This window comes from [Erwinia] mediterraneensis, from assembly GCF_900604315.1.
GTDB lineage: Bacteria > Pseudomonadota > Gammaproteobacteria > Enterobacterales > Enterobacteriaceae > Pantoea > Pantoea mediterraneensis_A.
Window position 1 is genome coordinate 1270420 of record NZ_LR026978.1, and the last position, 20600, is coordinate 1291019.

A 20600-nucleotide genomic window follows, 5' to 3' on the forward strand; every position below is an offset into this window, starting at 1 on the left:
CTGCCCTGCAGCAATCCATCGCTAAAGCTGCAGGGTTTTTTGCCGCGCTGGCAATATCGACCCCTTTCCCGTCCACTTTTAGCAAAAGGCGCGCGATGAAAGCACCCGTCCCTCACAATGAACCCCAGCGTTTAAGCCAGTTACGCGCGCTCAATATCATTAATACCCCTACCGAAGAGCGGTTTGATCGCCTGACGCGTCTGGCGCGCCGTTTGTTTGAGTCCCCATTGCGCTGGTCAGCCTGGTGGAGCAGGATTATCAATGGTTTAAATCGGCGGAAGGCTATCAGGAAAAATGCTCGCCGCGTAATATCTCCTTTTGCGCCCATACCATTTTGCAGGATGAGGTTCTGGTGGTAGAGGATGCGCTGCAGGATGCGCGTTTTCACAACAATCCGCTGGTGCTTGGCGAACCCCATATCCGCTTTTATGCGGGCTGTCCGCTGCGCTCGCCCGGCGGCTCGCACGTAGGTTCACTCTGTCTGATTGACCATCAGCCACGTAGTTTCAACGCGGAAGACAGACGCGCCCTGTGTGATCTGGCGGAAATGGCCGAAGCGGAGCTGGTGGCCTTTCAGGCGGCGACCTCGGACGAGCTGACTCAGATCACCAACCGGCGCGGGTTTATGGCGCTGGGCCAGCTGGTGCTGAATGATTGCCTGTTAAAGCAGCGAACCGCCAGCCTCGCCTTTCTCGATCTCGATAAGTTCAAGCAGATCAACGATACCCTTGGCCATCGTGAAGGGGACCGCGCGCTGATGGACTTTGCCGATGCGATGAAGGTGACCTTTCGTCATTCCGATCTGTTTGCCCGGCTGGGCGGCGATGAGTTTGTGGTGTTATTTAATGGCCTGCAGCCTGATGAAGCGCAGCGGCAGTTGCAGGCGTTCAGAGAGTATCTGCAACAACAGATCCGGCATCTGGAGCGTCACTACCCGCTCGACTTTTCTTCGGGCATAGTGGTCTTCGATCCCCACCATCCCTGCTCGCTGGAGCAGTTGCTGGCCAGCAGTGACGCGACCATGTACGAAAGCAAGAAAGCGAAAAAAGCGCGTAAGTGAGCCGGTTGTGCCCTCAGCGTGTGCTCAGGTCCTCCAGCAGGCGCTGATTAAACATCTCCGGCGCTTCCATTTGCGGCGCGTGCCCCATACCGGGGAAGGTAATCAGTCGTGAATCCGGGATCAGTTGTGCGACCTGTTTACCCAGCACCTGGTAATGGCCCAGCTGTGCTTTCACCTCCGGCGGCGCAATATCGCTGCCGATGGCGGTGGTGTCTGCCGTCCCGATCATCAGCGTGGCTGGCACCCTGAGATCCTTAAACTCGTAATACACCGGCTGGGTAAAGATCATGTCGTAGATGAGCGCTGAGTTCCAGGCGACTTTTTTCTTGCCCGGGCCGTTATTCAGCCCCGCCAGCATGTCGACCCACTGGTCATACTCGGGTTTCCAGCGCCCGGCATAATAGGTGTTCAGCTCATATTTTTTGATCCCTTCGGCGCTGGTTTTCAGCTCACGCTCATACCATTGATCCACACTGCGCCAGGGCGCACCTTTGGCCTTCCAGTCCTCAAGGCCGATGGGGTTGACCATCACCAGCCTCTCGGTTTCCGCCGGAAACATCAGCGCATAGCGCGTAGCCAGCATACCGCCGGTGGAGTGACCGATAATCACCGCTTTTTTCACCCCCAGTTGCTGTAACAGCTGATGGGTATTACTGGCCAGTTGCTGGAAACTGTACTGGTAGCTGTCCGGTTTGGTCGACGTACAGAAACCGATCTGATCCGGCACAATCACCCGATAGCCCTGGCGGCTCAGCGCCCTGATGGTGCTCTCCCAGGTGGCGCCGCAGAAATTCTTGCCGTGCATCAGCACGACGCTACGCCCGTTCGCGTTGCCGCCTGGCCTGACATCCATATAGCCCATGCTCAGCGACTGCTGCTGAGAGGTGAAGCTAAAGCGCTGCAGCGGCCAGGGGTAACGAAATCCCTCCAGTTGCTCGCCGTAGCTCGCCGCCAGGGTCGGGACGCTGCTGAGTAACGCGACCGAGGTCAGCAAAACGGCAAGCGGTTTTTTTAGCGTATCGTTCAGTCCCATGCGGGATGCTCCTAGCTGATAAAAGAGAACTCAATATGGCATGGCGCAGACGGGCATGCAGATGCCCGGCACCATGAGTGATGGCATTCCTTCCTCAGCGTAGACAGGAAACAGAACGAAAGCCGCTAAAACAGCAACGAAACGTGCACAATGGCACGCTTCGTTCAGAGAAAGGATTTCAGGGCATAGCCAGACGGAAGGTGGAAACTGAGTGCGTCAGATGATGCACCTGATCTTCCAGCGACGCGGCCGCAGCGGCGGACTCCTGTACCAACGCCGCATTCTGCTGTGTCACGCTGTCCATCTCGTTCACCGCCTGTTCGATTTGTCGGATGCCGCGACTCTGCTCATCAGATGCGACAGAGATCTGCTCCATCAGGGTGTTGACCTGGGTTACCGACGTGATAATCGCCGCAATCGCCTCACCGGTACGCGACACCTGATTTGAGCCAGTCTGAATATTATTAACAGACTCGCTAATCAGGGTTTCGATCTCTTTTGCCGCTACCGCGCTGCGCTGCGCCAGATTGCGCACTTCGCCTGCCACAACCGCGAAGCCGCGTCCCTGTTCGCCAGCGCGGGCAGCTTCGACCGCCGCGTTCAGCGCCAGGATATTGGTCTGGAAGGCGATGCTGTTAATCACGCTGGTAATATCTTCGATCTGCTTCGAACTGGAGATGATACGGCTCATGGTGGTGATCACCTCCTGCGCGACCTGCTCGCCAGCGCGGGCATTCTCTACCGCTTCACGCGTCAGACGGCTGGCCTGCAGCACATTGCCGGTATTTTGCTGTACCGTAGCGCCCAGCTCTTCCATGCTGGCCGCCGTTTCCGTCAACGCAGCAGCCTGCTGTTCCGTACGCGACGCCAGGTCGACGTTACCGGCCGCGATCTGCTGTGAGGCTGCGGCAACTGTATGGCTGGAGTCGCGCACCTGGCCGATAATGTCGGTCAGCGCCAGGCGCATCTGCTCCATGGAGCGCAGGACATCATCAATCTCACTGCGTGATTGTGCCCTGACCGGTACCGGCGTATCCAGCGCCCCTTCAGCGATTTCACGGCAGCGCTCGCGTGCGCTGTTCAGCGGCGTCAACACGTAGCGCCGCAGGAACATCAGAACCGCAACGATGACCAGCAGGAACAACAGCGCAAACGCCGTAATCAGGCCGATACCAAAGTTGAAGTGGCTTTGCGCCTGGCTGTTCAGATCGCGGGCATAGGCTTCATGCAGCGCCAGCACCTTATCCAGCACGATTTCATACTGTTGATCCAGCTGCGCTACTTTGCTGATTTGCGCCTCAAACGCCGGTTGATTGTGCGCTTCAGCTGCATCGATCAAGGGCTGTAACCCCTGTTGACGATAGGCCAGCCAGGCGTTGCGGTAATCATTCGCCAGGCTTGCCTCCTCCGACTGTTTTGGCGCCTTCAGATAGCTCTGGAAAGCGCTATCCGCTTTCGCCGCCGCCTCCTTCACTCCTGCCAGCGTCGGCGTCGCTTCCTGCGTGTTACCGCTGGCGACAGCCTTCATATATTCCATGGCTCGTACCCGCAGCGTACGGCTATGGTTAATCGGGTCGATGATAGAGAGCACCACCCGAATTTCGGCATTAACGTTATCCAGAGAATGATTACTGCGAGTTAACAACCAGAGATTTGACAGCGTGCTGGCCATGAAGATGACAAACAGCAATGCCAGCGCAAAGAGCGATGATTTTTTCAGCGACATGGTGACTTCCTGATGAAATTATTATTTCTCTTATATCGGCACAATCACCAAAGCTTTCAGAAAATTCTCAGCATAATTTATTGTGAAAACAGGGATACATTAGTAAACATGTGGTTTAAGGATAAAATAAGCGCCTGTACAAATGGCGAATCCTGACCATCTGATTGAGTTTTCATCGCTTTTTTATTAACCGCCCTGGCAGTCACGCTGGCAATTCATAATAAAAAAAATCCTTCGTTCGCACGCCCGAAAGTCTATCTTTACATAATCTTTACAAAAATGAAGCGCATTGACTTTAAGGAGAGCGTGAATGAATGCCAGCACCCCATCCGGAAAACACCAAAATCGCTTTACCTGGTTTGTCTGCTGTATGGCTGCGCTCTCTGGTCTGCTGTTTGGACTGGATATCGGCGTGATTGCGGGCGCACTGCCCTTTCTGGCGGACGAGTTGCATATCAGTAACCATGAACAGGAGTGGGTAGTCAGCGCCATGATGTTCGGTGCCGCGCTCGGTGCGCTGGGAGCGGGCTGGATCTCTTCGCGGCTGGGCAGGAAAAAAAGCATGCTGATTGGCGCAACGCTGTTTGTCATCGGCTCCATCTGGTCAGCGCTCTCGCCCAGCGTGGAATCGCTGACAGGGGCGCGTATTGTGCTGGGGCTGGCGGTAGGTATCGCCTCCTATACCGCCCCGCTTTATCTGGCTGAAATTGCGCCGGAGCGTATTCGCGGCTCGATGATCTCCCTCTACCAGCTGATGCTTACCACCGGCATCGTGCTGGCCTATCTTTCGGATACCGCTTTCAGTTACAGCGGTAACTGGCGCGCCATGCTGGGTATTATCGCCATCCCGGCGCTGGTCCTGTTTGCCGGCGTTCTGTTTCTGCCGAACAGTCCGCGCTGGCTCGCCGCCCACGGTCGCTTTAATGAGGCGCAGCGCGTGCTGGATCGCCTGCGCAGCACCAGCGCCCAGGCGAAACAGGAGCTGGACGAGATACGTGAGAGCCTGCAGGTGAAGCAGAGCGGCTGGGCGCTGTTTAAAAACAATACCCACTTTCGCCGCACCGTCTGGCTGGGAATGCTGTTGCAGCTGATGCAGCAATTTACCGGCATGAACGTGGTGATGTATTACGCGCCGAAAATTTTCAGTATCGCGGGCTTTTCCAGCACCAGTGACCAGATGTGGGGCACGGTGATTGTCGGCCTGGTGAATATGCTGTCGACCCTGATCGCCATTGGTCTGGTGGATCGCTGGGGACGCAAGCCGATGCTGACCACCAGTTTTCTGGTGATGGCGGTGGGCATGGGGGCGCTGGCGTTGTTACTGCACCTCGGCGTGGAAACAGATTTCCACAAATATTTCGCTATCGCCATGCTGCTGATGTTTATCGTCGGCTTCGCCATGGCGGCCGGGCCGGTGGTATGGCTGCTTTGCTCGGAGATTCAGCCGTTGAAAGGACGCGACTTTGGCATTACCGCATCCACCACCACAAACTGGGTAGGTAATATGATTGTCGGTGCCACCTTTCTCACCATGCTGGATAAGTTCGGCAACGCGAACACCTTCTGGTTCTACGCGGCGCTTAATCTGCTGTTTATTCTGTTTACCTGGCGGCTGGTGCCGGAAACCCGGCATGTCACGCTGGAGCATATTGAGCGCAACCTGATGCAGGGTAAACCGCTGCGCGAAATCGGATCCTGAAACGAAAAAGCCCTCGCAAGAGGGCTTCTGGCAAGCAGAAAGCTGGGGCAGCCAGTAAATTTGCGGTCAGCTTTCCTGTGCCGCTTCTGATCGCCAGAGATAGGCGTACGGACCGGTGCTCAGGGATATTTTCACACTGCCTGCGCACAGGCCCAGGCGGAGCTCCAGGCCCACTGGAAGTTATAGCCGCCCAGCCAGCCGGTGACATCGACCACTTCGCCAATAAAGTAAAGCCCCGGCACCTTACGCGCTTCCATGGTTTTTGACGACAACTGCGTGGTATCCACGCCGCCCAGCGTCACTTCCGCGGTGCGATAACCTTCGGTGCCGTTGGGCTGGATGCGCCAGCGGTGCAGATTATCCACCAGCTCCGCCTGCTGCTTGCTGTTAAGCTGCTTCAGGCTGATATCCGGCACCAGGCCCAGCGACTGCAACACTTCCACCAGACGTTTGGGCAGCAACTTCGCCAGACTGTTTTTCAGGCTCAGGTTAGGATGCGCCTGACGTTGTGCATCAAGAAAGGCATCGAGCGCAGTCGCAGGCGAGAGATTAACGGTAATAAACTCCCCGGGCTGCCAGTAGCTGGAGATTTGCAACACCGCCGGGCCGGAGAGGCCACGATGGGTAAACAGCATCGCTTCTTTAAACAACGTGCCGTCTTGTGCTTCAATCGTCGTCGGCAGCGCCACGCCGGAGAGGGTTTGCAGCTGCTCCAGCAGCGGCTTATGCAGGGTGAACGGCACCAGCGCGGCCCGCGTCGGATAAACCTGCAGGCCAAACTGTTCCGCCATTTTATAACCAAAGGGAGAGGCGCCCAGCCCCGGCATCGACAGACCGCCGCTGGCGATCACCAGCTTTTCCGCCCACACTTCGCTGCCGTTCAGCTGCAGGTTGTAACCCGCCTCATCGCGCACGACGCAGAGCACTTCAGAGCGCAAACGCAGGGTAACGTTGCCTTTCTCACACTCCGCCAGCAGCAGATCGACAATCTGCTGCGCCGAGTCGTCGCAAAACAGCTGACCGAGAGTCTTCTCGTGCCAGGCGATGTTATGGCGGTTAACCAGATCGATAAAATCCCACTGGGTATAGCGTGCCAGCGCAGATTTACAGAAGTGCGGATTGTGCGAGAGGTAAGCCGCAGGCTCGGTATAGAGGTTGGTGAAGTTGCAGCGTCCCCCGCCCGACATCAGGATCTTGCGGCCCGGCTTCTTGCCGTTATCCAGCAGCAATACGCGCCGCCCACGCTGCCCCGCCTGTGCGGCACAAAACAGCCCGGCTGCGCCCGCGCCAATAATGATAACGTCAAACTTTTCCACTGCTCTACCCGTGTTGCCTGAAAGGCGCTGATTGTAGTGTTCTGTCCTGGCAGACGCCAGCGCCAAAAAAATGATGGAAATGTGTCATATTGTAACCGATTCATTTTTCAACATTTTTATCCTTATCTGCCAGACAATACGCGCGCATAAGGCAAAAAAAGACTATATTTTCCTTTCCTATACAGCACGTTGTCGCGGATAATGCGCCGCGTTCATGTCCTCCATAATGGCGTAACGTTTATGCTACATCTGTTTGCTGGTCTTGACCTCAGTACCGGCCTGTTATTGGTTCTTGCCCTGCTGTTTGTATTGTTTTACGAAGCAATCAACGGCTTCCATGATACGGCCAATGCGGTTGCTACCGTCATCTATACGCGTGCGATGCGCGCGCAGCTGGCGGTCGTGATGGCTGGTGTCTTCAACTTCTTTGGCGTTATGCTCGGTGGTTTGAGCGTGGCCTACGCCATTGTTCATATGCTTCCCACCGACCTGCTGTTAAACGTCGGTTCAGCGCACGGCCTCGCCATGGTCTTTTCCATGCTGCTGGCGGCGATTATCTGGAATCTCGGTACCTGGTATCTGGGTTTGCCGGCTTCCAGTTCCCACACCCTGATTGGCGCCATTATCGGGATTGGTCTTACCAATGCCCTGATGACCGGCTCATCGGTGGTGGATGCGCTGAATATCCCGAAAGTGATTAACATTTTCCTGTCGTTAATCCTGTCCCCGATTGTTGGTCTCGTCATGGCGGGCGGGCTGATTTTTCTCTTGCGGCGTTACTGGAGCGGCACGAAAAAACGTGCGCGCGTCCATATGACGCCAGCGGATCGCGAGAAGATTGACGGCAAGAAAAAGCCGCCGTTCTGGACGCGTATCGCGCTGATCGTCTCCGCAATTGGCGTCAGCTATTCCCATGGCGCGAATGATGGACAGAAAGGGATCGGCCTGATAATGCTGGTGCTGATCGGTGTAGCACCCGCAGGCTTTGTGGTTAACATGGGTGCTTCCGGCTATGACATCACGCGTACGCGCGACGCAGTGAATCATCTGGAACAGTATTATCAGCAGCATCAGGGCGCGCTGACGCACATCGTGCAGATGGTGCCGCCTGCGCTGCCGACGCCGGAAGAAGTGCCCACCGGCCCGCAAGAGTTCCACTGCGACAGCGCGCGCGCTTTGCAGGCGGTACAACAGGCGCAGGGCCTGCTGAATAATCTGCAGAGCTATGATCAGCTGTCAGTAGAGCAGCGCGGTCAGATGCGCCGTCTGCTGCTGTGTATCTCCGATACGGCTGATAAAACGGCCAAGCTGCCGGAAACCAGCGCCGACGATCAGCGCTTCCTGAGCAAGCTGAAGGGTGACATGCTGGTTACCGTCGAGTATGCCCCGGTGTGGATTATTGTTGCCGTGGCGCTGGCGTTAGGCATCGGCACCATGATCGGCTGGCGTCGTGTGGCAACCACCATCGGTGAGAAGATTGGTAAAAAAGGCATGACATATGCACAGGGCATGTCTGCGCAGGTTACTGCCGCCCTCTCTATCGGTGTGGCCAGCTACACCGGGATGCCGGTATCGACCACGCATATCCTCTCCTCTTCTGTTGCCGGGACCATGCTGGTGGATGGTGGCGGATTGCAGAAGCGGACCATCAAGAACATCGCCATGGCCTGGGTCTTCACCCTGCCGGTATGTATAGTTCTCTCGGGTTCACTGTACTGGATTGCGCTCCAGATTATCTGACCACGCGTAAACCCGTTTCCTGAAGGCGGCGCAAGCCGCCTTTTTTAATGCCAGATCGCCATCGCTACCAGACTGATCACCACCAGGCCGCACAGTGCGCTGGTCAGGACAAACTGCCCACGCACGCGCTCACAGCGGCGAATAAACTCCTCGTCATGATGATCAAGATAGCGTTTCGCCCAGATATAACGCACCAGTCGCACCTGTTTGCTGGGCTGGCCATGGGAGGTAAAGAACCCGGCACCGTCAACATATTGATAAAGCAAGGGATCGCAGCCACGCAACACAGCCAGCAGAGAGCGCAGAGAAGAGAAATAACGCACCATATTCACTAAACAAACAATACAAAGAGCCCAGAAAAGCGCGATAGTACTTATCATGTTCCCCTCCTGGCTGGAATCGCAGAGACAGGCGCAACAGGGAGTCACTGACCAGGTCCCACGATAAATAGCCAACCACTTAATGAACGGAATTGCGTTGTTGTTCTGAAGTTGTGGGCATTCAGGTCCCACCTTTTTCAGTGTAGGAGATCTGGTTAATTTTTTTCCAGCGATGATCAGGGTTTAGAACGGGAGAAAATTTAACCCACGCTTGATCTGCCTCACAGCCAGGGCGTGCTCTGCAGCATTTGTTAACAAATACGACTATAATCAAAGTATAACAACAAGCTACCTGCACGCGGTATCAGGCAGGAAACATCGGTGGCGCTCGTCGCCCACCCGCAAGGGTATTCACCATGTTGTGAGGTGACGAAAGCAGGGGTTGCCATCCACTATCTTGTGAAAGGAGTTTTACCATGGCTTATAAACATATCCTGATTGCAGTAGACCTTTCTCCCGAAAGCCAGTTGCTGGTCAATAAAGCCGTTTCGCTGGCACGCCCTTACGATGCCAGAATCTCCCTGATTCACGTGGATGTAAATTACTCCGATCTCTACACTGGCCTGATTGACGTTAACCTGGGCGATATGCAAAAGCGCATCTCCGAAGAAACCCACCACGCCTTAAGCGAACTGTCGCAGGGGGCCGGTTATCCGATCAGTGAAACCCTGAGCGGCAGCGGTGACCTCGGTCAGGTGCTGGTGGATGCGATTAAGCAATATGATGTGGACCTGGTAGTTTGTGGGCATCACCAGGATTTCTGGAGCAAGCTGATGTCCTCTGCCCGCCAGCTGATCAACACCGTCCATATCGACATGCTGATTGTGCCGTTGCGCGATGAAGAGGAAGCCTGATTTCGCCCTCGCAGGCGGCAGCGTACAGCGCAAAAGGGCCGCCGGTGCGGCCCTTTTCTGTTAACTCTGCGCCGCAGGCAGCGGCGGATAGATATCAAAACGGTGGTTTTTGGTGACTACCGCTGATTGCGTCGCCACCGCCGCCAGCGGCGGGGCATAATCGGGACGCTTTACCACAATGCGCTTTTTCGCCAGCCTTCGCGCCGGCTCCAGCAGCGCATCGGCATCCTCATCCGCTCCGACCAGCGACTGAAACACGCGCATCTCTTTTTTCACCATGGCGCTTTTCTGGCGATGGGGATACATCGGATCGAGATAGACCACATCGGGACGCGGTGTAATCTCACTTAGCGCCGTCAGGCTGGAGACATGCAGCAGCGTCAGCCGCTCGCGCAACCAGCCACCAATCTCCGCATCCTGATAACCGCGCTGCAGACCATCCTCCAACAGCGCCGCCACCACCGGATGACGCTCCAGCATGCGCACACGACAGCCAATAGCCGCCAGCACAAAGGCGTCCCGACCGAGGCCCGCGGTGGCGTCCACCACGTCCGGCAGATAATCGCCTTTAATGCCGACCGCTTTCGCCACCGCTTCGCCGCGTCCACCGCCAAAGCGCCGCCGGTGCGCCATGGCACCAGAAACGAAATCGACGTAAATGCCGCCCAGCTTTGGCTCGTCACGCTTGCGCAACTCCAGATGGTCAGGCGTCATCACCAGCGCCATGGTAGCGTTTTCGTCGTGCTGCAGCTGCCAGCGATCGGCTAAAAGAGATAAGGCGCCGTTACCGGCGCCCGATTCATCAAGCAAACAGATATTCACGCCTGTGCTTATCCCTTGATGCCGTAGTGTTCCAGCATCGCATCCAGCTGCGGCTCACGACCACGGAAGCGTTTGAACAGCTCCATAGGCTCTTCGGAACCGCCGCGCGTCAGGATGTTGTCGAGGAAGGACTGACCGGTTTCACGGTTGAAAATGCCCTCTTCTTCGAAACGTGACCAGGCATCGGCCGCCAGCACGTCAGCCCACAGATAGCTGTAGTAACCCGCCGCATAGCCACCGGCAAAGACATGGCTGAAAGCGTGCGGGAAACGGCCCCACTCCGGACTCGGCACCACGGCGACGCGTTTTTTCACTTCGCGCAGCGTTTCCAGAATTTGCGCCCCTTTTGCCGGGTCAAATTCGGTATGCAACCGGAAATCAAACAGGCCGAACTCCAGCTGACGCAGGATAAACAGCGCTGCCTGATAGTTTTTCGCCGCCAGCATTTTATCCAGCAGCGCTTTGGGTAACGGCTCACCCGTTTCATAGTGGCCGGAGATAAACGCCAGCGCATCCGGCTCCCAGCACCAGTTTTCCATAAACTGGCTCGGCAGTTCGACTGCATCCCACGGCACACCGCTGATACCGGACACGCCCGGCGTTTCAATGCGGGTCAGCATATGGTGCAGGCCATGACCAAACTCGTGGAACAGCGTGGTCACTTCATCATGGGTAAACAGCGCCGGTTTACCCTGCACCGGACGGTTAAAGTTACAGGTCAGATAAGCGACCGGTTTCTGCAGGCTGCCGTCCGCTTTACGCATCATGCCGACGCAATCATCCATCCAGGCGCCGCCGCGTTTGTGTTCACGTGCATAGAGGTCGAGATAGAAGCTGCCGCGCAGTTCGCCGTTCTCATCAAACAGGTCAAAGAAGCGGACTTCAGGATGCCAGACATCCACGTCGGTGCGCTCCTGCGCCGTGATACCATAGATTCGCTTTACCACCTCGAACAGGCCATTGACCACACGCGGCTCCGGGAAGTAAGGACGCAGCTGTTCGTCACTGATGGTATACAGGTGCTGCTTCTGCTTCTCCCCGTAATAGGTCAGATCCCAGGGCTGTAGCTCCTCAATACCGTAATGCTCTTTAGCGAAAGCGCGCAGCTGCGCCAGCTCTTTTTCTCCCTGCGGACGGGCACGGTTAGCCAGATCGGTGAGGAAATCAATCACCTGATCGGGGCTTTGCGCCATTTTCGTGGCGAGCGATTTATGGGAATAAGAATCGAAACCAAGCAGCTGCGCCAGTTCATGACGCAACGCCAGCGTTTCCGCCATCAGCGGGCCATTGTCCCATTTACCGGCGTTCGGACCCTGGTCAGAAGCGCGGGTCGAGTAAGCGCGATACATCTCTTCGCGCAGCGCCTGGTTATCGCAATAGGTCATCACCGGCAGGTAGCTGGGGATATCCAGCGTCAGCAGCCAGCCTTCCTGCTCTTTGGCTTCCGCCTGAGCTTTTGCCGCCGCCAGCGCACTCTCTGGCATTCCGGCCAGTTCGCTCTCATCGACAATCAGCTTGCTCCAGCCCATAGTGGCATCAAGCACGTTGTTGCTGTAGGCAGAGCCCAGCTCTGAAAGGCGTGCGGCGATCTCGCCATAACGTTTCTGTTTTTCTGGCGGCAGACCAATACCGGAAAGCTCAAAATCACGCAGCGCGTTATCAACCGCTTTCTTCTGCGCCACATCCAGCGCGGCGTAGTTTTCACCCTCTTTCAGGTTGCGGTATGCCTGGTACAGCCCTTCATGCTGGCCTACCCAGGTGCTGTATTCTGACAGCAGCGGTAGCGTCTGCTCATAGGCCTGACGCAGTTCCGGGCTGTTTTTTACCGAGTTCAGATGGCTCACCGGCGAAAAGATGCGGCCAAGCCGATCATCCACTTCTGCCAGCGGCTGACAAAGATTATCCCAGGTGTAAGGTGCGCCTTGAGCCACCACCTTTTCTACCATCGCACGACAGTCATTCAACGCGTCAGTGACAGCGGGAACCACATGTTCAGGCTGGATGGCGGAAAAGGGCGGTAACGTAAAGGAAGTCAGTAAGGGATTGGTCATAGCGCAGTCCTTTTATCATCGTATAGGGCGCGAATGAACGCGCAGAGCAAAACAGGCGATACCCAACATTATTTTATCAGCAGTTCATGCGGTCAATTGGCATTTTCAGCTGCCAGCGTGTCGACACGTACCGCCTGCTATGTGGGCGTAGCATCCAGCCTGATAAAGCTGATTCTGCACTCTACTTTGCGCGCGGGGACGAAATCAAATCCAACCCGACAAAAGCGCACCCGATGCGCAGATGGCGTGGCGTCACCGGGTGCGGGGGAAAGTCACTCTGACCGGGCGGGGGCGAAGCTATCTGACCGTCAGCTGATAGTGAATGATGTCATAAGGAACCACCCATTCTGGCAGGGCCTCACGATCGAAAATATCCTGTGCCAGCGCCCACCCCTCCACTTCACCTTTCGGCCCGGTGAGGGATAACCCCTCATACAGCAGGGGCGGCAGATCGCGATCGAAAGTCAGCTGCTCTTGGGAAAAGTCATTGATCACCTCACCGTTCAGTGTGGTCATTTTTACCTTTGCCGTCACCACGGCTTTCGCCTTAAGCCGGCTTTTCGCCGGTTTTACCGTGAACCAGTGCATGCCCTCACTCTGCTTCAGCGCTTTACGCTTACCGATTTTCTCCTGCAGCGTTTTGTAGCTGCGCGCAATCAGGCTGCCCATTCCCTGACTGACTTTTTCATCGAGCTTTCTGTAACGCGCCTCCATCTCTTTATTATCCAGCGCCGATTTCTCCTGACTCAGGCGGGTCGTCAGACCGGCATTTAACGCTCTGGTCACCAGCGGAATGCCTGCGTCTCTGATGATACGCACCTGGGTACTCAGATGCGTCGCCAGGAACTGGCCAAGCGCATAGCTGTCACGTTCGGCATCGGAGTGCGGGGTCACGGGCGCCGGTGCCGTGTCTGTTTTCACCATCTGGCTGACATCCTGCGCAAAGGCTTTGCCGGTCGCCACCAGCTGATTGAGTTGCTGTAACGCTTTATCGAGCTTATCCGCTCTGGCGCGCTGTTTATCCGCCTCCTGCTGCGCCGTCTGGTATTGCTGCTGTAAGGTGCTCAGGCGGGTCTGCAGCGGATGGTTCGCCTCCGCCTGTTGTAATGCCCGACTGGCATGCTGTTTCTCCTGCTGGCGCTGCTGTTCGCTGCGTTCCAGTCGGGCCTGCAACGCCTGTAGCTGCTGCTGACGCTCCGCCAGTTGCTGCTGCAAGTGCTCGCTGCTGCTCTGCGCGGCGGCTCGCTGTTGCGCCAGCTGCTTTTCTGCGCTTTGCAACTGCTGAGTCAGGTTCGCGATCTGTGCCGACGTCGGCGAACTCTCCGCAGCCGCCGCTTTCAGTGCGCGCTCCTGACGCACAAGGGTCTGCTGCTGTCTTCTCACCTCCTCTTCCAGCGTTTTTATGCGCTGCGCAGCGGCTTCAGTGGGTCGGCAGGTCGATATCTGCGCCTCCAGCCGGGCAATACGTTTCAACAGCTGTTTTTTCTCTGCTTGCCAGGCTTGCTGCCCGGTCGTTAACGCGTTTTCTTTGCGCTGGCGAGGTTCTGGCGCATCAGCGGTTAAACCCTGCGCCGCTTCATTAAACATATTTAATATTTCTTCATCATTATTTGCCCGCGAAGAAAAACAGCAGCAGGCAAATAACATCAGCAAGGAGAGCAGAATTCCCCTGCCCCTGCGATTTCTTTCCATGAAATTTCACCCGAATCAGTTACACATTCCCGTACCACCCATAAGCGCTATCGCTTAATCATTATTTATTCAATAACGGGAAAGGTGAATTACAGGATTAGCTTTTTCACCCTGTTATTTCTCCTGATTAATCATCAGTCGCGCCAGATGTGTTTTCACCCGAAAACAGAGTTCGCGGATCTGAAATTGATAGTGCGGCATGGCGAGATTGTTAATATCTGCACCCAGCGTGTCCTTGACCGCCAGATATTTTTTCGTCTCCTGTCCCGTCTGCTGAAATTCGTTCAGATAGCGCTGATATAAACCTTCATTGTATAAACGAATAGCATCCAGCTCTTTGCGACACTGCTGAACAGAACCGCTGTTGCCGTTGAGCACCCTGGGCTCTTCACTGCTGTGGCCCGCCGTCGCTTCTTCTATCGCGCTTTCAATGCTCGCCTGTGCCTGAGTGCGCTGGCTGGCCGCATATTGCGACGACTTTTTCGGTACGCATCCTGTAAGGGCCAAAAATGAAATAACGATAACACCAGAAATTTTAAGCATGCGACTTCTCCATTTTCACGATTAACGCGTTCTTTCCATGTGCCTGGACTCTCCACAGCAGAACTAACCCGGCATATTATTACCTGTTCAGGTTAAATACTTTCCCCTGCGGCTGATAATACAGAGCAATGCAAACTATTTTCTTAACGACACCCTGCTCCCGGGAAATATGTCGGCAGGCAGGAGTGTAACGAATAACAATGCAAAGTGCATTAGTAAGCGTCACAACATCGTGCTTTTTCTTTGCCTCATGCGCAAGGGTAAAACAGCATATATTACCGCTGGAACAGCGGCGTTATTTATCAGGCTACGCTTCCTCCTCTACAAATAATTAAAAATAAAATAATTACTACAAATAAAATTAAAAGAACCGTGCCGGTTACCCCTCAGACAGAGGCGCGACCCGCGCTGCAGAGAAGCGCAGCAATTTCCCCGCTCCCCATGTATAATGAACCTGACATTCTGTTGGACTTCCGAACGCAGCGCCGCGTAAAAAACGATTTTATTATGCTCAGTTATCGCCACAGCTTTCATGCTGGCAACCATGCCGATGTTCTCAAACACACCGTTCAGAGTCTGATTCTGACCGCCCTGAAAGAGAAAGAGAAACCCTTTCTTTACCTTGATACCCACGCGGGTGCAGGACGCTATCAGCTCAATAGCGCGCATGCCGAACGCACCGGAGAATACCAGGAAGGCATCGCGCGCATCTGGCAGCAGCCTGATGCGCCTGCGCTGCTGCAACCCTATTTTGAGGCGATCAAGGCGCTCAATCCGGGCGGTGCGCTGCGCTACTATCCCGGTTCGCCTCTGATTGCACGCCATCTGTTGCGTGAAGTGGATAAGCTGCAACTTACCGAACTGCATTCCAGCGATTTTCCGCTGCTGCGCGCTGAATTTTTGAAAGACAGCCGCGCACGCGTCGAGCGCAGCGACGGTTACCAGCAACTTAAAGCCAAACTGCCGCCGCCCTCGCGTCGTGGCCTGATCCTTATCGATCCCCCGTATGAGCTGAAAAGCGATTATCAGGCGGTGGTACAGGGTATCCAGGAGGGCTATAAACGCTTTAATACCGGCATCTTTGCACTCTGGTATCCGGTGGTGCTGCGTCAGCAAATCAAACGTCTGCGTCATGAACTGGAAGCCACCGGCATTCGCCGCATCCTGCAAATTGAGCTGGCAGTACGCCCGGACAGCGATCAGCGGGGCATGACCGCATCCGGTATGATCGTGATTAATCCGCCGTGGAAACTGGAGCAGCAGATGAACGAGCTGCTGCCGTGGCTGCATAAAAAACTGGTGCCCACCGGTACCGGCCATACGCGAGTGGAGTGGATCGTGCCGGAATAAGGGGTTTACACCTCAAATACCGCAAAATCTCTTGCCAGTTCGGTGTTGGGAAATACCGACTGGCACTCCGCCAGCAGTCTGGCCATATCCGGCCAGCCATAACGCGCGCTGAAATGGGTTGCGATCAGCCGTTTTGCTCCGGCCTGACGCGCCACCTCTGCCGCCTGCAGGGTGGTGGAGTGTCCCCGTCCATTGGCCTTTTCTGCCATCGCCGCTTCCAGCGTGGTTTCATGCACCATCACATCGGCATTCGCCGCCAGGCTGTATGCCATGTCGCAGGGTGCAGTATCGCCAAAAATCGCCAGCACCTTGCCTTTAGTCGCCGGGCCGAGATAGTCCGCCCCGTTGATGACCCGCCCATCTTCCAGCGTAATGCTCTCGCCCCGTTTCAGTTGCTGATACCAGGGACCGCGCGGCACGCCCTCTGCTTTCAGGCGCGGTGCATCCAGGAAGCCGGGCTTATCATGCTCTTCAATGCGATAGCCATAACACTCCACCAGATGATTCAGCGGCCAGGCGCTCACCTTCAGATTGCCGTCGTCATATACCAGACCGGCGCTGATCTCGATAATCTCCAGCGGGAAGGTCACAAAAGAGCCGCTCAGAGAGAGCGCGTTCTCAACAAAGGCTTTGATTCCCTTTGGCCCGTAGATAGTGAGCGGCTGCAGAATGCCGCCCATAGAGCGGCTGGTCAGGAGCCCCGGCAAACCAAAGATATGGTCGCCATGCAGATGGGTAATAAAGATTTTTTCCAGCTTGCCCGGCTTGAGCGGGCAGCGCATATACTGATGCTGCGTCGCTTCACCACAGTCGAACAGCCAGGTTTCACCACGATGAGAGAGCGTCAACGCAATTGCCGTCACGTTACGTTGCAGGCTGGGCGCGCCAGCACTGGTGCCGAGAAAAGTAAGCTGCATGCCAGACTTCCCTGAAAAGAGAGGAAAGTTCAATAGTACGCTAACCTGCCGTGGTTGTTGACGCCCGACCCGTGTTTTCCTCTCCCTGATCACCCTCCCCCTACTGGCCTTACAGGCACTGTCTGGTTGTGTGTGGTTTGCCGTTACATCACCAGGGTGCCGGGGAGTCGAAATCCAGGCCACTGGCAATATCGCGGATAAAGATTTCCAGGTGTTCAGCACTGTTCATCAGAATATAGCTGCCAAAAACCGGATAAGCCTCGAGAAAATCCATAATATTATCTGGATAAGGCAGGTTTCTCTCACGGATAAAGGACAATATTGCCGCCTGCAGATCAGCTTCCGTGTCCATATTTTCCAGCGCGAGACGGATATTACGGTAAGCGTCCCGGGCATTAGTGGATCGACCGGTTGCCGTCCTGGGCAGATAGAAATAGTCGCGCGTGCCGGCAAAATGAGTAGCCTCATGCCTCAGCGTATCTCCCAGGTCATGCGTCAGTGTTCTTCTGTAACTTAAATCATGCTCCGGATTTAATAAATAGGAGCTGTCAGTAAAAATCGCGATAGAAGGTTCAGTGGAAAAAAAACTTATCGCGTTAGGCACCCCTTTCAACTCTTCTTCTGACAGCAGTGAGTTATATTCACCCGCGAAAGAGGTTGGGGCTTGTCGGGTCGAGACAATAAAAATATTGCTGTATTTCTGTCGCAGAGAACGATTAAAAAATCCTCTTGCCCGCTCAACGATCTCTTTAAAGCGGGTTATGGCCATATCGATAATCTGTTCGTTGTCCGTGTTTAACGCACCACGAAAATAGCGCCGCAGGTAAGCCATATAATCTTCATCGCTGGCGCGCATTCTGAGTGTTCGCCACAGGTTATTGATCATTTCCGATGTATGATCGACATGCGTACGTAAAATGGCCTGGGCCTGCCGGATATATTCAGGCACCTCACCGGAAACATCACTGGTTAGCCCTCTGACGATAATAAAATCCTTGCCTTTAAACTCCCTTCTGGCAACCGGGTTTAACAACAGCAGCTCATCGGTTTCTCCCGGGGGAGGCACAGGGATTTCGGGGAAGCGCACCAGATCACCCCCCGGCGGCCCGTCGCTGACGCTGCTCTGCGCGTTGGCATTACTGCTGCCAGTTACCTCGTCAATTGCCGCCGCTTCGGTATTTGCCAACGGGTTTGCCACTGCGCCTGAGCCCGGGTGGCTGTTCGTCACTCTTGCTTCGGGCTCCTGAATAGCTCCCACAGGATGCCCCATGATCCCGGCTCCCACCACGAAGCCAAGGCCCGAAGCACCTGCAGCAGCACCATAAAACGGGACAGGCAGCGACAGATAGTTATCTAACGCCTCTTCCGGCGCAGCGCTATTCTGCACCGCGCCCCCGGTGTTATTGCTGTTCTCAGGGGCCATGCTGAACAATGTTTGATTTTCACAGTAAAGCAGATTTGCAGAACCTGCAAAGGCGCAGATGACTTTATCAATCAGCCTGAACTCTCTGTTTTCCAGGGTGATATGCGCAGCGTTAAGGATCTCTTTCAGTCGCGGAATAAAAACCGTATCCGCAAGTAAAATTGCCGCGACTTTACGATATTTCCTTTGCTTATATTTAAACAACGAAATCCCTAACTCAGGATAAAGCGTACATATCTTTCCGATACAGCGGTTCGGAGTTTTCCTCTGACAGGCGTCCTGATCAAGATTAAAAAAGAACGCGGCAAGATAATCAGTGATATACCCTCCATCGTCTATAGCTGTTAATTTTGTAATAGCTTGCCTGAATAAAAGGATGATATGGTTTATTATTATCTGTAATCTGCCACTCATATAGGCTTCGGTGTAAATATTTTCGGGATCGCTATAAAACTGAGTAAGCTCGGCGCACTCTTTCTGCAGCGCGTCAAGTTCCGCAGCAGTAACAATGGTATTGAGTTTTTTAATCATCCGGTTCGCATTGATAACCTGGGTATTGGCCTGCAATGTAATTTCATTATCTGTTTCTCTGCCAATCTCTCTGACCAGCAACACCAGGCGGTTATAGAGGGGATCAATTCTTAACGCATGCGCAAGGTTTATTTTCTCCAGTTTTCCCAGCATGTCAGAAATAACATTTATTGCCTCCTTCATCAGGGTGGACTCAGTGATAATAATGCTTTTCTTTTTCAGCTTGTCACTGGCCTTTATCAGCAACGGATAAAAATGACGATTATAAAAATCTCTTCTTAATTGTTTGGTTATGATCAAATTTTGCAGCGTTTTCGGTGCCTGAGGCTCTCTTTCAATTTTACTGTAATCACTCAGCATCGCTAAATCGATAAGCGTTTCCTCCCGCTTTGCGCTGGTCGCGGCTCCGTCATTCTCCTCGGGCGGGCAAATACAGCGTCTTTGTCCTGTGGAGAGCGTTAATGATGTTGCGGGGTCCAGGCCTGCCTCTTTTCTGAACCTGTAAGCGTCATTACAGCCTTTAATATCTTCCTCAAACTCACAGAGCGGAAGCTGAGGAGCGGATTCTGCCGGTTTACCCCTTCTCCAGTATGTCGTCCCCCCGGATGCGACAGCAGTACGAGCGTCTTGCGTTTTTTCTGGCGGGCAAACACAACGCGTGTTGCCGGTAGTAATGGTCAGTTTCGCTGACACTCCCAGGTCCGCCTCTTTCCTGAACCTGTAGGCGTCTTTACAGGCATCAAGGTCCGCTGCTGAATCGCAGCTCGCTTCCTGAACAGATGGGCTCGCCGATGCAGGCTGGCTGCTCTGCTGCAGCTTTTCAGCACGCGCCGCGAAACTGTGTTGCAGGAAGCGCGTAGCATCAAAGTCCGGGTGAATACTCTTCTCCAGGGCGTAAGGGCTTACTGGCGCATCGTTTTTCTCTCTTCTGTTGCTCTGCCATTGCCCACCGATATAAGCCATAGAACCGATGCCGATCAGGGCGCCGGCGCCCAGCAACCAGCCCTTCCACTCTTTCAGCCGCAATTCTGGCTGCCTGACAAAGCTCTCTGCTTCCCGGATTTGCAATAGCCTCTCTTTTTCCAGATAGAGTCGTCTGCCCATACGTCTGCTTTCCTGACTGACAGGATCTTCCTCCTCTACAGATTTATTCCGCCACTGGAAAAGCTCGCGGCACCAGTCCCACCATTTGCCGGGAGCGCTACGAGGCTGTTTAGCGGTTGCAGAGAATGAAATAGCGACAAGCGTTTCCCCCGCCTGGGCGACAGCCGCGATAGTTTTTCCGAAACGCTCCAGATTCAGCGGCTGATCAGCGCTTTTATCTGAATCCGATATATTCAGGGTGTGGATAATACCCGATGTAGCCTGTTCCTTTATTTCTGGCATCGTTATTTCTCCTTCAGAAAGGCTGTCTGGTTTTTTCTTTAATTAGCGTGAAAACCCTGCCTGCTTTTTCAGGGATA

The 20600-nt window shown here is 54.7% G+C and carries 14 protein-coding genes and 1 pseudogene; 5 read left to right on the forward strand and 10 right to left on the reverse strand.

All coding sequences use genetic code 11. The annotated features are described in order from the left end of the window. The first annotated feature begins 95 nt into the window (after positions 1–95). Positions 96–1060, forward strand: a pseudogene (locus E0E17_RS06060) (GGDEF domain-containing protein). 13 nt (positions 1061–1073) lie between these two features. Here the strand turns inward: E0E17_RS06060 and E0E17_RS06065 are convergent. Continuing rightward, positions 1074–2093, reverse strand: coding sequence for an alpha/beta fold hydrolase (locus E0E17_RS06065; RefSeq protein ID WP_130832481.1), 1020 nt, complete (start codon positions 2091–2093; stop codon positions 1074–1076). 178 nt (positions 2094–2271) lie between these two features. Next, positions 2272–3819: a methyl-accepting chemotaxis protein gene (locus E0E17_RS06070; RefSeq protein WP_130832484.1), complete on the reverse strand. Its 1548-nt coding sequence runs from the start codon at positions 3817–3819 to the stop codon at positions 2272–2274. Positions 3820–4129: 310 nt separating this feature from the next. On the opposite strand from E0E17_RS06070, the gene E0E17_RS06075 reads away from it, so the two are divergent. Continuing rightward, positions 4130–5518: a sugar porter family MFS transporter gene (locus E0E17_RS06075; protein ID WP_130832486.1), complete on the forward strand. Its 1389-nt coding sequence runs from the start codon at positions 4130–4132 to the stop codon at positions 5516–5518. 131 nt (positions 5519–5649) lie between these two features. On the opposite strand, the gene E0E17_RS06080 is transcribed toward E0E17_RS06075, so the two are convergent. Then, entirely contained in the window at positions 5650–6834 is a 1185-nt protein-coding gene (locus tag E0E17_RS06080) for a BaiN/RdsA family NAD(P)/FAD-dependent oxidoreductase (protein WP_130832488.1), read from the reverse strand. A gap of 240 nt (positions 6835–7074) precedes the next feature. Between E0E17_RS06080 and pitA the strand changes: the two genes are divergently transcribed. Then, entirely contained in the window at positions 7075–8574 is a 1500-nt protein-coding gene (pitA, locus tag E0E17_RS06085) for an inorganic phosphate transporter PitA (protein WP_130832490.1), read from the forward strand. A gap of 44 nt (positions 8575–8618) precedes the next feature. Here the strand turns inward: pitA and uspB are convergent, their stop codons facing one another. After that, complete coding sequence (gene uspB / locus E0E17_RS06090; RefSeq protein ID WP_130832491.1) at positions 8619–8954, reverse strand: universal stress protein UspB; 336 nt, start codon at positions 8952–8954, stop codon at positions 8619–8621. A 416-nt stretch (positions 8955–9370) separates the two neighbouring features. Here uspB and uspA point away from each other — a divergent pair, with 416 nt between their 5' ends. Beyond that, positions 9371–9808: a universal stress protein UspA gene (gene uspA / locus E0E17_RS06095; protein WP_130832493.1), complete on the forward strand. Its 438-nt coding sequence runs from the start codon at positions 9371–9373 to the stop codon at positions 9806–9808. A 60-nt stretch (positions 9809–9868) separates the two neighbouring features. Here uspA and rsmJ read toward each other — a convergent pair whose 3' ends face one another. The 4 genes from rsmJ to E0E17_RS20415 all read right to left on the reverse strand — a co-directional run bounded on the left by rsmJ (position 9869) and on the right by E0E17_RS20415 (position 14916). After that, positions 9869–10630, reverse strand: a complete 762-nt coding sequence (gene rsmJ / locus E0E17_RS06100; protein WP_130832496.1) for a 16S rRNA (guanine(1516)-N(2))-methyltransferase RsmJ — start codon at positions 10628–10630, stop codon at positions 9869–9871. Positions 10631–10638: 8 nt separating this feature from the next. Next, on the reverse strand, positions 10639–12681 hold the full coding sequence (gene prlC / locus E0E17_RS06105; RefSeq protein ID WP_130832498.1) for an oligopeptidase A: 2043 nt from the start codon (positions 12679–12681) through the stop codon (positions 10639–10641). Positions 12682–12978: 297 nt separating this feature from the next. Next, positions 12979–14268 carry a hypothetical protein gene (locus tag E0E17_RS06110; RefSeq protein WP_165446207.1) on the reverse strand — a complete coding sequence of 430 codons (1290 nt, stop codon included), beginning with the start codon at positions 14266–14268 and terminating at the stop codon, positions 12979–12981. Between the two features lie 219 nt (positions 14269–14487). Further along, positions 14488–14916, reverse strand: coding sequence for a YuaE family lipoprotein (locus E0E17_RS20415; RefSeq protein ID WP_237680764.1), 429 nt, complete (start codon positions 14914–14916; stop codon positions 14488–14490). A 507-nt stretch (positions 14917–15423) separates the two neighbouring features. Between E0E17_RS20415 and E0E17_RS06120 the strand changes: the two genes are divergently transcribed. Further along, positions 15424–16266: a 23S rRNA (adenine(2030)-N(6))-methyltransferase RlmJ gene (locus tag E0E17_RS06120; RefSeq protein ID WP_130832503.1), complete on the forward strand. Its 843-nt coding sequence runs from the start codon at positions 15424–15426 to the stop codon at positions 16264–16266. Between the two features lie 5 nt (positions 16267–16271). On the opposite strand, the gene rnz is transcribed toward E0E17_RS06120, so the two are convergent. Further along, on the reverse strand, positions 16272–17183 hold the full coding sequence (gene rnz / locus E0E17_RS06125) for a ribonuclease Z (protein ID WP_130832505.1): 912 nt from the start codon (positions 17181–17183) through the stop codon (positions 16272–16274). A 148-nt stretch (positions 17184–17331) separates the two neighbouring features. Then, positions 17332–20523 (reverse strand): hypothetical protein, encoded by a 3192-nt coding sequence (locus tag E0E17_RS06130; RefSeq protein ID WP_165446208.1) that lies wholly within the window; start codon positions 20521–20523, stop codon positions 17332–17334. Positions 20524–20600: the final 77 nt, after the last annotated feature.

What these genes read in the sequence shown, in the direction of transcription:
- E0E17_RS06065 (WP_130832481.1), bottom strand. Translation starts at nt 2,093, where the DNA reads ATGGGACTGAACGATACGCTAAAAAAACCGCTTGCCGTTTTGCTGACC.
- E0E17_RS06070 (WP_130832484.1), bottom strand. Translation starts at nt 3,819, where the DNA reads ATGTCGCTGAAAAAATCATCGCTCTTTGCGCTGGCATTGCTGTTTGTC.
- E0E17_RS06075 (WP_130832486.1), top strand. Translation starts at nt 4,130, where the DNA reads ATGAATGCCAGCACCCCATCCGGAAAACACCAAAATCGCTTTACCTGG.
- pitA (WP_130832490.1), top strand. Translation starts at nt 7,075, where the DNA reads ATGCTACATCTGTTTGCTGGTCTTGACCTCAGTACCGGCCTGTTATTG.
- uspB (WP_130832491.1), bottom strand. Translation starts at nt 8,954, where the DNA reads ATGATAAGTACTATCGCGCTTTTCTGGGCTCTTTGTATTGTTTGTTTA.
- uspA (WP_130832493.1), top strand. Translation starts at nt 9,371, where the DNA reads ATGGCTTATAAACATATCCTGATTGCAGTAGACCTTTCTCCCGAAAGC.
- prlC (WP_130832498.1), bottom strand. Translation starts at nt 12,681, where the DNA reads ATGACCAATCCCTTACTGACTTCCTTTACGTTACCGCCCTTTTCCGCC.
- E0E17_RS06110 (WP_165446207.1), bottom strand. Translation starts at nt 14,268, where the DNA reads ATGTTTAATGAAGCGGCGCAGGGTTTAACCGCTGATGCGCCAGAACCT.
- E0E17_RS20415 (WP_237680764.1), bottom strand. Translation starts at nt 14,916, where the DNA reads ATGCTTAAAATTTCTGGTGTTATCGTTATTTCATTTTTGGCCCTTACA.
- E0E17_RS06120 (WP_130832503.1), top strand. Translation starts at nt 15,424, where the DNA reads ATGCTCAGTTATCGCCACAGCTTTCATGCTGGCAACCATGCCGATGTT.
- rnz (WP_130832505.1), bottom strand. Translation starts at nt 17,183, where the DNA reads ATGCAGCTTACTTTTCTCGGCACCAGTGCTGGCGCGCCCAGCCTGCAA.
- E0E17_RS06130 (WP_165446208.1), bottom strand. Translation starts at nt 20,523, where the DNA reads ATGCCAGAAATAAAGGAACAGGCTACATCGGGTATTATCCACACCCTG.